The 278-nt window shown below is 61.9% G+C and carries 1 protein-coding gene; it reads right to left on the bottom strand.

Features of this window, described 5'->3' with window-relative positions:
- The coding region (locus PU683_RS22165) for a glutamate ligase domain-containing protein (protein WP_277174664.1) at positions 1–278 on the bottom strand (278 nt) is incomplete at both ends.

Genomic DNA, 278 nt, shown 5'->3' with positions numbered 1-278 from the left:
CAACTCGCCGGTCACACCGGGAATCGGATCCTCACGGGCCGGATATATGTCGGAAACGATGACCCGGTCTGCAAGGGTAAGCGCCGATCCGAACTCCCCGGCGAAATCTCTGGTACGGGAAAACAGATGAGGCTGGAAGCAGGCGATGACCCTCCCCTGCCCCGTCACGACACGACGTGCCGCGCCAAGGGTGGCGCGCAATTCGGTCGGGTGATGGGCGTAATCGTCAAAGACTGAGACGTCAGCAACCCGACCCACCAGTTGGAAGCGTCGCAACG

This window comes from Candidatus Kosakonia sp. 282A-S69 (assembly GCF_029433855.1).
Classification (GTDB): domain Bacteria; phylum Pseudomonadota; class Gammaproteobacteria; order Enterobacterales; family Enterobacteriaceae; genus Kosakonia; species Kosakonia cowanii_A.
Note: the sequence above shows the minus strand (reverse complement) of the source record. Positions and strands in the feature narration are given on the sequence as shown.